Origin of the sequence: Iningainema tapete BLCC-T55 (genome assembly GCF_014698965.1) — a bacterium.
Lineage (GTDB): Bacteria > Cyanobacteriota > Cyanobacteriia > Cyanobacteriales > Nostocaceae > Iningainema > Iningainema tapete.
Genome location: NZ_JACXAE010000046.1, coordinates 88,957 through 101,840, shown reverse-complemented (window position 1 = coordinate 101,840; position 12,884 = coordinate 88,957). Strand labels below are relative to the sequence as shown.

Annotated in this window: 15 protein-coding genes; 7 read left to right on the top strand and 8 right to left on the bottom strand. The window is 47.5% G+C overall.

What is annotated here, in order from left to right:
• Positions 1–105: 105 nt before the first annotated feature.
• From ICL16_RS12575 to ICL16_RS12545, 7 genes are all read right to left on the bottom strand, one after another.
• Positions 106–309 (bottom strand): DUF6887 family protein, encoded by a 204-nt coding sequence (locus tag ICL16_RS12575; protein WP_190827985.1) that lies wholly within the window; start codon positions 307–309, stop codon positions 106–108.
• A complete protein-coding gene (locus tag ICL16_RS12570) occupies positions 306–488 on the bottom strand; it encodes a DUF6888 family protein (RefSeq protein ID WP_190828070.1) in 183 nt (60 codons plus the stop codon). The genes ICL16_RS12575 and ICL16_RS12570 overlap by 4 nt, the downstream gene beginning before the upstream one ends.
• A 63-nt stretch (positions 489–551) precedes the next feature.
• The gene (locus ICL16_RS12565; protein ID WP_190827983.1) at positions 552–767 is read right to left on the bottom strand and encodes a helix-turn-helix domain-containing protein; all 216 of its coding nucleotides are present in this window, start codon (positions 765–767) and stop codon (positions 552–554) included.
• A gap of 225 nt (positions 768–992) precedes the next feature.
• Entirely contained in the window at positions 993–1,358 is a 366-nt protein-coding gene (locus ICL16_RS47215; RefSeq protein ID WP_337906991.1) for a hypothetical protein, read from the bottom strand.
• Positions 1,359–1,839: 481 nt separating this feature from the next.
• Positions 1,840–2,109, bottom strand: a complete 270-nt coding sequence (locus tag ICL16_RS12555; protein ID WP_190827981.1) for a BrnA antitoxin family protein — start codon at positions 2,107–2,109, stop codon at positions 1,840–1,842.
• Complete coding sequence (locus tag ICL16_RS12550; RefSeq protein WP_190827980.1) at positions 2,072–2,350, bottom strand: BrnT family toxin; 279 nt, start codon at positions 2,348–2,350, stop codon at positions 2,072–2,074. The genes ICL16_RS12555 and ICL16_RS12550 overlap by 38 nt, the downstream gene beginning before the upstream one ends.
• Positions 2,351–2,507: 157 nt before the next feature.
• Positions 2,508–3,425 carry an AraC family transcriptional regulator gene (locus tag ICL16_RS12545; RefSeq protein ID WP_190827979.1) on the bottom strand — a complete coding sequence of 306 codons (918 nt, stop codon included), beginning with the start codon at positions 3,423–3,425 and terminating at the stop codon, positions 2,508–2,510.
• Positions 3,426–3,615: 190 nt separating this feature from the next.
• Here ICL16_RS12545 and ICL16_RS12540 point away from each other — a divergent pair, with 190 nt between their 5' ends.
• From ICL16_RS12540 to ICL16_RS12510, 7 genes are all read left to right on the top strand, one after another.
• Positions 3,616–4,599 carry an aldo/keto reductase gene (locus ICL16_RS12540; protein WP_190827978.1) on the top strand — a complete coding sequence of 328 codons (984 nt, stop codon included), beginning with the start codon at positions 3,616–3,618 and terminating at the stop codon, positions 4,597–4,599.
• Positions 4,600–4,608: 9 nt separating this feature from the next.
• The gene (locus ICL16_RS12535) at positions 4,609–5,343 is read left to right on the top strand and encodes an SDR family oxidoreductase (protein WP_190827977.1); all 735 of its coding nucleotides are present in this window, start codon (positions 4,609–4,611) and stop codon (positions 5,341–5,343) included.
• 128 nt (positions 5,344–5,471) lie between these two features.
• A complete protein-coding gene (locus tag ICL16_RS12530) occupies positions 5,472–6,350 on the top strand; it encodes an aldo/keto reductase family oxidoreductase (RefSeq protein ID WP_190827976.1) in 879 nt (292 codons plus the stop codon).
• A gap of 56 nt (positions 6,351–6,406) precedes the next feature.
• Positions 6,407–7,372, top strand: coding sequence for a quinone oxidoreductase family protein (locus ICL16_RS12525; RefSeq protein WP_202895512.1), 966 nt, complete (start codon positions 6,407–6,409; stop codon positions 7,370–7,372).
• Between the two features lie 144 nt (positions 7,373–7,516).
• Complete coding sequence (locus tag ICL16_RS12520; RefSeq protein ID WP_190827973.1) at positions 7,517–8,086, top strand: (2Fe-2S)-binding protein; 570 nt, start codon at positions 7,517–7,519, stop codon at positions 8,084–8,086.
• The gene (locus ICL16_RS12515) at positions 8,083–9,078 is read left to right on the top strand and encodes an FAD binding domain-containing protein (protein WP_190827972.1); all 996 of its coding nucleotides are present in this window, start codon (positions 8,083–8,085) and stop codon (positions 9,076–9,078) included. The genes ICL16_RS12520 and ICL16_RS12515 overlap by 4 nt, the downstream gene beginning before the upstream one ends.
• Positions 9,075–11,360, top strand: a complete 2,286-nt coding sequence (locus tag ICL16_RS12510) for a xanthine dehydrogenase family protein molybdopterin-binding subunit (protein ID WP_190827971.1) — start codon at positions 9,075–9,077, stop codon at positions 11,358–11,360. The genes ICL16_RS12515 and ICL16_RS12510 overlap by 4 nt, the downstream gene beginning before the upstream one ends.
• Before the next feature lie 182 nt (positions 11,361–11,542).
• On the opposite strand, the gene ICL16_RS12505 is transcribed toward ICL16_RS12510, so the two are convergent.
• Positions 11,543–12,628: a RuBisCO accumulation factor 1 gene (locus tag ICL16_RS12505; protein WP_190827970.1), complete on the bottom strand. Its 1,086-nt coding sequence runs from the start codon at positions 12,626–12,628 to the stop codon at positions 11,543–11,545.
• Positions 12,629–12,884: the final 256 nt, after the last annotated feature.

Here is a 12,884-nt window from a genome sequence, read left to right as displayed (position 1 = left end):
TAATCACAATACAGATCAATCCTGTAGAGACACTTCAAACAGCGCGTCTCTACACCGTCTGTTTTGTATCATAGTTATTGTGAAACAGTAAACACTTAACGTTCATCACGCTTGATTTTTATACTCATGTGCTTGTATTCTCTTTTGAAATTCTGCTAACGATTGTTCTGCCGTGCTAACAACAACCCTACCCGGTTTTGCTCGCATAATATTAAGGTAGTGTTGAAATGCGTCCTCATCTTCAGGATGTTGTTTAACATAATTTCTCAGTTCAACTTCTGTTAATTGTTGATAGTTAGTGTCACTCATTGAATTATCTCCTCTCCGTTACTCAAAATTTCGACTTGAATTTCTGAACCTACTAAAACAACGATTCGTTGTGAGCGTGTCTCGTATCTTGTCAACTCAATATTTCTCAGTAGATTACTAGCTTGTACACATATACGAAAGAAAGTTTTTAATTGTTCTGTTGTTGGCACTAGATTCATTTACCTCCTTATTATTGCGCTAATTTTCTTGACTGTTGTTACCGTTGTTTGCGTTAGTCATAGTTACACATTTTCCTTAATTACAAACATTTCACCGACATTTACTTGAAAGTAATCACATATTTTAATAGCTACTTGACAGTCAATACGGCTAAATGAATTTTTAACGTATCCGCGTATAGCATTTTCAGTAACACCTATCTCTCTAGATAGTTGAGCTATGTTTAATCCTTGCGCGTCCATATATTGTTTTAATTTGCAAAACATTATTTTACTCATATCTAATACGTTGACATATTAAATACTAACATACTACTCGACTATACGAGTATCAGCGTTATTTATCTAATTATACATCTTCCATTAAGTACATTGATATTCGAGTACTAGCATAATCGAGTAGTAAAGCTTATATTAGAAATGTGAGCGCAAGACGAACCGCAGTGAAGCGCAAGAAAACACCGCCAAGCAACCACACCAACTGCAAACCTCAAACCGCAAACACTATATATAAGGACTAAAACAATGACTTACACTGTTACCGAACTCAAAGTTCATTTTGCGAACTTCTTGTGCTTGCTGCTGCCGTTGCTGTAAATATGTTTCAACAAGATTGCTGATGGTTAAGGTAAAAGGCAATTGTGGGATTGAAACAAGAGCAATTTCCTTTTTAATGTCTTCCCATGAGATAAGACTATTATTTTCTACATCACTTTTAGCAGCATTATAGGCTCTTAAATCGTTTTCGTCCTCTTCCGTTTCTATCCGCTTTAATAATGCATAAATCTCATCTAGAGTACTGTCATAAGCGCTGTGTAGTAGTACATTGATAGCTTTGATTAATTGTTCGCGTTCGTGTTCTGTTTTCATAATTAAGCCTCTTTAATATTGTTAAGTTTGATTAATTTCTCAATTCTATTTTTTAGAATGTTTAAATATATCTCATTTAGATATATTTAATACCGTTTCTCCAAAATCTGGCTACACAAGACTCTCTCACGCCCCCCCTTCTTAAGGGGGGTTGGGGGGATCAGATTTGTTGCCTCGATAGAGAGAATTGGTATAACTCTTTTGCCTTATCTTTTAAAGCCTTGATGATATCATAAGAGGTTCTAAAAGTTTTAGGTTACAATGCCATTTGAAAAAAATCCTTATAGTTACTATGCACTGTAACACAAAAGAGCTGACATTATGTATTCGCTATTTTTAAGTAATAAGACAGAATTAATTACACAATTTTTTTCTGTTCCCTGTTAAGAGTTAACTATTTATAGGCAAACCACTTGTAAAATATACTCACAGCAACATTCTCGCATAGGCGTTCCCTATCAAATTTATTGATGTGGAGATTTTAGATTTGAGAATTTGTCTCAATGTGGTAACGCAGCACCGAGTGAATCAACTCTTTGTAATCTCTGCCTTGCGAGCGAAACCACGCCATTACATCTGAATCAAGCTGAATCATGTTTTGAGCTTGCGTGGCTGGAACTCTGAGCGTTGCATTCTGGAAAAACTCATCCGTCAAGGGTGGAATGTCGGAGTAATCAATGTCGTCATCTGTCATTGCCTCCAATGCTGCCCAATCAGTACGAGAGGTATTCTTCGAGTCGTTGCTGTTCATAGCGATTTGCCCGTCGTGCCGAGATAATCCGAATCACGTTTTCTGCCCGTTCTGTCCAAACGACTACCGCCACGCCATTACCGAGAAACCCGATACCAACCAAACGGTCTTCACCATAATCAAACCGATCATCCAGTTCGATCAACATTGGATTGTTGAACATTTCAGGAACGTCTGCGAAGTCAATTCGATGTTTACGAATGTTTTTGAGGTTTTTCGCTTCGTCCCACTCAAACTGCATGAAGATTTAACTTAGAATGGACAGACAATACCCTAATGATAGCGCATTATTAATATTACGTATTACGTAGCGATCGCATTTTTTGGCTAGCACAATAGATCTAGAGCAACATTATCGCATCAGCGTTACCATGTTTCGTGGTTTTCTGCGGCGATCTTCAGGCTACCCGTAACCGTTCAATATCCCTGATGGGCGGCGCACCAAACATGCGGGAATATTCGCGGCTGAACTGCGAAGTACTCTCATACCCAACCTGATAAGCCGCCTGAGTTGCATCAACATTCTCAGCAAGCATTATTTGACGCGCGCTCAACAGTCTCAATTGTTTTTGATATTGCAGCGGACTCATCGAGGTGACTGCCTTGAAGTGGCGGTGGAACGATGAAGCAGACATATTCGCTTGCTCTGCCAAATCTTCAATCCGCAACGGCTTCGTAAAATCTGCTTTGATCTGTTTAATTGCTTCAGCGATGCGCTGCATATTGCTGCCAGAAGTGGCAATCTGACGAACCGCTTCGCCTTGCTCACCCACCAGCAGACGGTAATAGATTTCACGCACGATCATCGGTGCTAGAAACGGGATATCCTGCGGTGTCTCTAAAAGCTTTGTCAGCCGGATGGCGCAATCAATCAACGATGGCTTGGCATCGCTGATGAAACAGCCCCTCACTGATTCTTTCTGACTGATGCCTGGGTTCGTTTGCGCAATGATTTCACAGAGTTGGGCAGGATCTAGCTTGAGCTTAAATCCTAGATAAGGTTGATCGGGGGTTGCGTCGATCACACATCCCTTCAGCGGCAAATCCACCGATACAACTAGATACTGAGCGATGCCGTACCGATAAATTTCTTCATTTAGCAACACTTCTTTTTTACCCTGTACCACAATGACGAGCAGCGGTTCGCTGACATCATGCGTTGCTATGGAAGTATTACATTCTCGCACGAAGACTAACGGAGCGATCGCAGTTCCATGAACACCGTTTCCCTTGCTATCAGTATACTGCTCGACCAATGCCGCCAGTTCTTCACATTTGCCAATTGCTGCCTCGTGCGAGAGTGTCTCCATCGTCATGCTGAGTTCCTTTTTAACCCTTCTCCTACGCTCATTATAAGAAAGATTTCTCCCTTACCAACACCTTGCTTGAGAGAATTAGGCAATCATCTGCGAGGTTTATGTATTTAAGCAAAAGTTAATCAAGCTTACGATAAACCCATGCCACCAAATAAGACTGAAAATTGAAAGTTAAATCAGGAGAATTTGAATGAAAACACGTCAACTTGGCAAAGAACTGGTAGTTTCAGAACTAGGACTAGGCTGCATGGGCATGTCTGAGTTCTATGCGGGGCGTGATGACCAAGAATCGATCGCCACAATTCACCGTGCTTTAGAACTTGGTGTGACGCTGCTGGATACTGCTGATATGTACGGTCCCTTCACGAATGAACAATTGGTGGGCAGAGCAATCCGCGATCGTCGAGATCAAGTTGTACTAGCCACAAAATTCGGTAATGTCCGTGGCAACGATGGTCAGTTTTTGGGCGTGAGCGGCAAACCAGAATACGTCCATCAAGCGTGTGATGCGTCATTGCAACGCTTGGGAGTTGATGTAATTGACCTTTACTATCAGCATCGTGTTGATCCAACAGTGCCAATCGAAGAAACCATCGGGGCGATGGCAGAACTGGTGCAGCAAGGCAAAGTCCGCTATCTGGGTATGTCCGAAGCAGCTCCCACCACGATCCGACGGGCGCATGCAGTTCACCCGATTACTGCTCTACAAACAGAATACTCCCTGTGGAGCCGCGATCCAGAAGATGAGCTTTTGCCAACCGTGCGCGAGTTAGGTATTGGCTACGTGGCTTACAGCCCGCTCGGTCGGGGATTTCTCTCTGGACATTTTACCAGCCCAGAAGACTTCGCTGAAGATGATTATCGCAGAAATTCACCGCGATTTCAAGGCGAGAATTTCTACAAGAATCTGGAACTGGTAGAACAGGTGAAAGCGATCGCGAAAGAAAAAGGCGTGACACCAAGCCAACTTGCCTTGGCATGGTTATTAGCTCAAGGCAATGACATTGTGCCGATTCCGGGTACGAAGCGGCGGAGCTACCTGGAAGAAAACATTGCCGCAACTGAGATCGTACTGACTTCTGAAGAGTTGAGCCGAATTGAAGCGGTTGCTCCCAAAGGAGTCGCTGTCGGCTCTCGCTATGCTGAACAGCAAATGAAAGCGCTCAATCATTAATTGGTCAATATGTTCAACTTTGAAAAAAAAGTCATTGCCATCACTGGAGCTAGCAGTGGCATTGGTGAAGCCACCGCTAGGTTACTCGCTCACAAGGGTTTACAGGTTGTGTTGGGGGCAAGGCGGACTGATAGACTCGAAGCGATCGTCTCTGAAATCCGCGCTCAAGGGGGTTCAGCAGAATACCGCGCCCTTGACGTAACTAACCTTGAAGACGTGCAAGCTTTTGTGGGGTTTGCAAAGGATAAGTTTGGTCGCATTGATGTGATGGTAAATAATGCAGGCTTGATGCCGCTCTCCAAGCTGGAGGTGTTGAAGATTGACGATTGGAACCGCATGATTGATGTGAATATTCGTGGTGTGCTTCACGGCATCGCTGCTGCCCTTCCCACTTTCAAGCAGCAGCAATCCGGGCAATTTGTGAATCTATCCTCAATTGGAGGACATGCTGTCTATCCTACTGCTGCGGTTTATTGTGCAACAAAGTATGCTGTCTGGGCAATCTCGGAGGGACTGCGGCAGGAATCTCCGGATATTCGGGTGACGATTATCTCGCCGGGAAATACCGAATCTGAACTGTCTAACACAATCAGCGATGCTGAAGCGGCCCAGTGGACGGCAGAATTTCGCAAATCCGTTATCTCGGCAGATGCGATCGCTCGTGCAATTGCTTTTGCGATCGAGCAGCCAAAAGATGTGGATGTCAATGAGATCGTTGTTCGACCGCTCGGGCAGAGCGGTTAAGCGCCAATTGTTTATTAATGGAGTTCGCTATACAGATCGCTGGAACATGGAGCAGTTGAAGGTGGGCATTACCACTGCAAGTCATTGAGATCTTCACAAACCGATAAACATCTAGGAGGAACAAAAACATGATTGCTCAAGTAAACCTTGGCGGTAGTTTCACGCTCCCAGGCACTTCTTTTACTCTGAAGCGGATGGGCTATGGTGCGATGCAACTTGCTGGATCGGGTGTTTGGGGACCGCCGCGCAACGTGGATGCTGCCGTTGCCGTTCTGCGCGAAGCGATCGCACTCGGCATCAATCACATCGACACCAGTGACTTCTACGGTCCGCATGTTACCAATCAGATCATTCGACAAGCACTGCACCCGTATCCTGAAGATCTGGTGATCGTCACCAAAGTGGGCGCGGTGCGCGGCGCGGACGCATCGTGGAATCCAGCGCAGAGTCCGACCGAGCTTCGCCAAGCGGTACACGACAACCTGAGCAACCTGGGGGTTGACGTGCTCGATGTCGTCAACCTGCGCCGATGGGGGGAGGAACCGAACGAGGGGTCGATTGCAGAGCAATTCACCGCGCTCGCCAAGATGCAGCAGCAGGGGCTGATCCGGCACCTGGGACTTAGCAATGTGACGGCGGCGCAGGTCGAGGAAGCGCGTGCGATCGCACCAGTGGTCTGTGTACAGAACCAGTACAACCTCGCCCACCGCGACGACGACGCGCTAGTCGATGATCTGGCGGGAAAGGGCATCGCCTACGTGCCGTTCTTTCCGCTCGGCGGCTTCAACCCGCTTCAGTCCTCGACGCTGGACACGGTAGCCGCTTCGGTCGGAGCCACCAAGATGCAAGTTGCGCTGGCGTGGCTGTTGCAGCGCTCGGACAACATCTTGCTGATTCCGGGAACCTCATCGGTTGAGCATCTGCACGAGAATCTCAAAGCCGCAAATTTGCAACTTCCACCGCAAACGATTGCCGACTTGGACGCGATCGCTACAACGAAAGGTTGAAACGAAACAATTTTTGCCCTTCAAGGGGCTGAAGTAATTACAGGAGAACCTAAGAAATGCAAAATACTCCCCAACAAATGAAAGCAATGGCTGTGGGTGAGTTCGGCGGCCCTGACAAGTTGACTTTGCACACCTTACCCGTACCTACGGTGGACGCAGGCGAAGTTTTGATTCGCATCGAGATCGCTGGAGTTGGCATCTGGGACGCGATGGAGCGTGAAGGTGATCTGGTGTATAACAAAGTCCACTTTCCGCGTGTGCTGGGCGGCGAATGTGCGGGTACCATTGCTGCTGTCGGTGACGGTGTTGAGCGTTTTGCCGTCGGCGATCACGTTTACGCACAGAGCTTTATGAACGACAAGGGCGGTAGCTATGCCCAATACGTCGTCGTATCCGAAAAGACTGTTGCACCAATGCCCGATGGTCTTGATATGTTGATGGCGGGTGGACTGCCCATTGCCGGTGCGACGGCGCTACGCAATTTGGAGGCGCTAGAGACGGGCGACCAGACCAAATTGATGCTGTGGGGCGCGAGCGGCGGTGTCGGTCACGTCGCGCTTCAACTAGCTAGGCGCATGGGCGCAAGTGTTTTCGCCATCGCATCGGGCACAGATGGCGTAGAGTTGGCTAAGCAGTTGGGTGCTGATGAAGCGGTAGACGGACGCAGCGACGACGTTGTACAACGCGCCCGCGCCTTTGCACCTGACGGCTTCGATGCTGCGCTGGTACTGGTGGGCGGCGATGAGATTCAATCCACGCTGAGTTTGGTGCGACAGGGCGGAATCATCACCTTTCCTAATGGCGTTATGCCCGAACCCAAAGCGCCCGACGGTGTGGAACTCAAGAAGGTAGATGGCTTTGCTGACCCGATGTTGTTCGAGCGACTCAACCGATTGGTGAGCATCGGTGAGTTTCAAGTTCGCATCGCGCAGACGTTTCCGCTTGAAGAAGCCGCGCAAGCGCAGTCAGCGATGAAAAAGCATTATCTAGGCAAAATCGTGTTGCGTGTGAGCGGCGAATAAAACAGAGCAGTTAAGCGAGTGCAATTTTATTCCCAAACTAGCTCTGTGGGCAGACTTGATTAAAAATCATCCGCAGTATAATGACCGGAGAAACTACGGCGCTGTCGCCGCTTAATCTGTCAACAATACTGAAAGGGAATATTTATGATTGAACAACTAGCTGACAGAAATGCTGCAGGCAAAACAAACTCGTCGCCAATCAAAATAGCGGTCCATTTAAAGATTAACGGCGCAGCTTATAATTTAGAAATAGAGCCGCGTGTTTCTTTGCTCGACGCTTTGCGGGAGTTTGCCGGACTAACGGGAACAAAGAAAGGGTGCAATCAAGGTGCGTGCGGTGCCTGCACAGTTCTGGTTGACGGCGATCGCATCAATTCGTGTTTGGCACTCGCCGTTCAGTATGAAGGTACGGAGATCACGACGATTGAAGGCTTGGCGAATGACGGCGAACTTCATCCGCTGCAAGCTGCGTTCGTCGAACACGACGGGTTTCAGTGCGGCTACTGCACGCCTGGACAGATTTGTTCAGCAATCGGAATGTTCAAAGAATTTCAGAACAATCTGCCGAGTGCGGTTTCACTCGATATGAACGGCGAATATGACTTTTGCGACGAAGAAATAAGAGAACGGATGAGCGGAAATTTATGTCGCTGCGGGGCGTATGTAGGTATTACAGAAGCAATTCACACAGCATTTGATGAGGCGGCACGATGAAAAATTTTGTTTATCAAAAAGCTGAAAGCGTGGACGCAGCACTAAATTTAATCGGACAGAACGCGGGCGCAAAATTTTTGGGCGGCGGAACGAATCTAGTTGATTTGATGCGCGAAAACATTGAGCAACTGGACGCGCTGGTTGATGTTACGCATCTGTCAAATACCATCGAAGAAACTGCCGATGGCGCAATCAGAATTGGCGCGGCGGTGAAAAACACCGCGCTCGCTAATCACGAATTGATCCGCGAAAAATTTCCTTTTCTCTCTCAGGCAATCCTCTTTGGTGCGTCGGGACAAATCAGAAATATGGCGACTGTCGGCGGCAATCTTTTGCAGCGAACGCGCTGTTATTATTTTTATGACGACACGGCGCAGTGCAACAAACGCGAAAACGGTGCGGGCTGTGATGCGATCAAAGGTTTTAATCGGATTCACGCGATTTTAGGAACATCCGATGCCTGCATTGCCACCCATCCGTCGGATATGTGCGTCGCGCTAGCTGCACTTGATGCGCGAGTTTTGGTCGAAGGCACAAACGGCAAACGCGAAATTGCTTTCAATGATTTCCACCGTCTTCCCGAAAACACGCCGCATATTGAAACCGATTTGCGAGACGGCGAATTGATTACGGCTGTCGAAATTCCGCGCAATGATTTTGCGAAAAATTCGCTTTATCAAAAAGTACGCGATCGAGCGAGTTACGCTTTTGCATTGGTTAGTGTGGCGGCGGCTTTGGAAATTGAAAATAACGAAATCAAAAACGTGCGCATCGCGCTCGGAGGCGTGGCGCATAAACCTTGGCGGGCGTTGGCGGCAGAAGGACTTTTGCAAGGCACGTCTGCAACCGAAGAGAATTTCCGGCGCGGGGCGGAAGCAGAATTAGAAAATGCAAGGGGATTCGCTCACAACAATTTCAAAATCGAATTGGCGAAACGGATAATTGTCAGCGTGCTGAAGGAACTGGCAGAACAAGGAGGAACAAACCGATGAGCATCACGCAGAAAATTATGGAAACCTTCATGCAGTATAAACCTGACCAAGCCCCCGATCCGCTGACTCAAAATAAGCATGGTTACGTCGGAAAACCTTTGAGCCGTGTTGACGGGCAATTGAAAGTCAAAGGCGAAGCTCCTTTCTCGGCGGAGTATAAAGTTGAGAATCTGGCTTATGCTGCGATCGCTTATAGTTCGGTTACAAAGGGAAAAATCAAGAAAATCGACGTGTCGAGCGCCGAAAAAGCTCATGGCGTTTTGGTAATTATGACGCACGAAAACGCGCCGAAAATAAATGACCCGTTGCTGTTCAATCCAGGTGGCGGCAAAGGCGCGGCGGCGAGCGCTCTGCCAATATTACAGCAAGCAGATGTACATTGGAACGGTCAGCCAGTCGCCGTCATCGTTGCCCAAACGCAGGATCAGGCGGAAGCTGCCGCTAAACTCGTTGAAGTCGAATATGAAACGGCAGCAGCGTCCGTTTCTTTTGATGCTTTGAAAAAGATTGCCAAACCGCCCGCGAATATTCTTGGTGAGCCGACCGAAATCAAAATCGGCGACGCGGAAACCGCGATTAATGCAGCGAAATTTAAGGTTGACAATATTTATCGCACGCCGCGCTATAACCACAACGCAATCGAGCCGCACGCGACGATCGCCGTCTGGCACGATGATAAAAGTTTAACCGTTTTCGACAGTACGCAAGCTACTTACAACGTGAGCTATACGCTTGCCGAAATGTTCGGCATTCAGCCCGAAGCCGTGCGAGTCATCGCGCCGTTTGTCGGGGGCGGATTCGGCGGCAAAGGTACGATGTGGTGGAATACAGCACTTTGCGCGATGGCGGCGAAAGTTGTCAACCGTCCACTGAAGCTATCCATCTCACGCGAAGGTGTTTTTCGCCTTGTCGGCGGGCGCACACCGTCTGAACAGCGCGTGGCGCTCGGCGCGGAAAGTGACGGAAAATTTACTGCGCTCATTCACACCGGCATCACCGCCACAACGACGCACAACAATTTCACCGAACAGTTCACCTTTCCAGTACGACATCTTTACGCTGCGGAAAATTTTTACATCGGGCAAAAGATCGTCAATCTTGACACCGTGGCGAACACTTTTATGCGTGCTCCCGGCGAATCAATTGGCACATTTGCAGTGGAATCGGCAATTGACGAACTGGCTTACGAGCTGAAAATTGATCCGATTGAACTCCGACGTATCAACGAACCAGCCAAAGATCCGGTGAGAGATGTAGCATTTTCGATGCGGAATTTGACCGAAGCCTACCGACGCGGGGCGGAAAAATTCGGCTGGAAACATCAAACGCCGCGATCACAAAAAGATGGTAAATGGCTTGTCGGGCAGGGCGTGGCGACGGCTTATTATCCGTATTACCGTTTCGTTTCTACCGCTCGTGTGCGAATTTCTGCCGACGGCACTGCAGTCGTTCAAACCTCGACGCATGAGATGGGCATGGGAACGGCGACGGTGCAGATTCAACACGCGGCACAGAGGTTAGGGTTGCCGATTCATCAAGTTTCGTTTGAATACGGCGATTCAAATTTGCCGCCAGCATCGTTTGCTGGCGGCTCGAATCAAACCGCCAGTAATGTTGCGGCGATCGCGGCAACTATCGAAAAGGTTTTGCGCGAACTGCTTGCGCTCGTCGGAGATAATTCGCCCCTTGCTGGTCTAAAATATGAAGATATTGAGGCACGCGACGGCGGCATTTTCAGTAAGAAAGATTCATCGAAAGGTGAAACTTACACGTCGATTTTGCAGCGCGTCGGTCAGGATTATGTCGAAGCAGAAGCGACATCAAGCGAGCCTTCGGAGATGCAAGAATATTCAATGGGTTCATACGGCGCACAGTTCTGCGAAGTCCGCGTCAACGAAAAATCCGGCGAAGTCCGCGTTTCGCGCTGGCTCGGTTCATTTGACTGCGGAAAAATTCTCAATCCGAAGACGGCAACCAGTCAGTTTCGCGGTGGAATTATTATGGGCATCGGCATGGCGCTAACCGAAGAAACATTATTTGACGAGCGAAAGGGGCGAATTATGAATGCTTCACTCGCTGAATATCATGTTCCTGTTAATCTGGATGTGCCGCATATCGAAATTATTTACAACGACATTCCCGACGAACACGCTCCCTTGGGCTTGCACGGGATTGGCGAAATCGGTATCACGGGGGTGGCGGCAGCGATCGCCAACGCGGTTTTTAACGCGACTGGCAAGCGCATCAGAGAATTGCCGATCACGCTTGATAAGTTTTTGTAAAACAACAGCTAGAGAATGAAATTATACCATTTCTCTAAAAGCTAGCTACACAAGATCCCTTTTTGCCCCCCTTTTCAGGGGGGTTGGGGGGTAAAAACGTGTAGCAACTATAAGAAGAATTGGTATTACAGTAGGCAAGCCCACTTGAAGGCACGAGCGCTAGACGCTCTACCGGGGCGTCTCTACTCGTCTATTTGCCAGGAGTCTTTGGTGAGTTCTTCATCGAGGATTTTCTTGGGACGCACAATTACGATTATTCTTCCTAAGATGGGGACTTGCGGTGCGGTTTCAAACCACTGAAAATCTAGTTCACTGGAGTTGTCTACTACGAAGTAGCTGCCTGCATCCCATTGTCTTTGGGCGCGATCGACAACTACTAGCACTGGTTCTGGGGTGGTTGGTGTTTGGGTGGGCAAGCGATCGCTATTACACATTATCGCCACTGGATCTTCTGCGCTCAATAATGTTTGCCAACCTGGTAACGGCACCCAAGCTTGTTCCCCCGCAAATTTAACCATCCGAAACGAGCCGATTTCTTCGATTAAAGGAATTGCTTGTAAATCTTTTGGTGTTAATGGCAACTCCCCCACTACTGGTACAACGCGGGGCAATTCTGCCTCTGATTCTAGACGGTAAAAGGGTAAAGTCGGGGCAGGGCGTTTGGGTACGACGCTAAAATCTGTTAGTAGCTGTTCGATTTGTTGCCTTGCTGTTTGCGAGTGAGCAAATTTCAAGCCTTTGGCGATTAAGCGTGATCGCTGTTGTAAATCTGTATTTTGCCGCGCTAATTTCCAACATTGATAGGCGATCGCATCACCGGGATGATTCTCGAATCCTGGTGGCTGTGTACCTAAATAGGAGAAATCTTTAATTGCTCTAGCAATTTCCCGCGCCTCATCGGCGTCAATTTTGTGTTGAAAGGTTAATTCGGCGGCGGCGGCGCGTTCTTGTTGAGTTAGCAGGCGCAATTCGTATAAAACATCACTTCCTCGTTGGGCGTAGTGCGATTGCGCTGCTCCTGATGCTCCTGCTGAAACTAAAGAATTGTAAACTTGTGCGCCCACAACTACTTGATTTTGCTGAATTTGCTCAAATCCAGTCGCTTCAAAAATGTCCTGGGGATTGTAACCTGCTTTTTGTAGTTTAGCAATCGCACTTCCCCATTCCACCCAGTTGCCTTGCTTTTGTCTGAGTTGGCGCAGTAACTCTTGGGCTGCGTCGTTACTCAAATGATCTGGATTTTGAGCATTGGGTGGTAAGTTAGTCATAATTTTATGAGCCATCCTTAAGGGCGAAGGCTATTATAGTTTAACTATGAGCGGCAAATACTATTTTAGAATTTCGTGTTTAATACTCTACCGTGGATTACAATTTTGAGTTATTAATAAATAATACTATTTCATAGTAGTTATATTACGTAATTACTCGTAGATATAAAACTAAACATTTTGGAGACATCCGTATGGAGTCAGCTTCTATATGGCTGAAAGCTTGATATCAAACACTATTAGCAGACAGCTATTT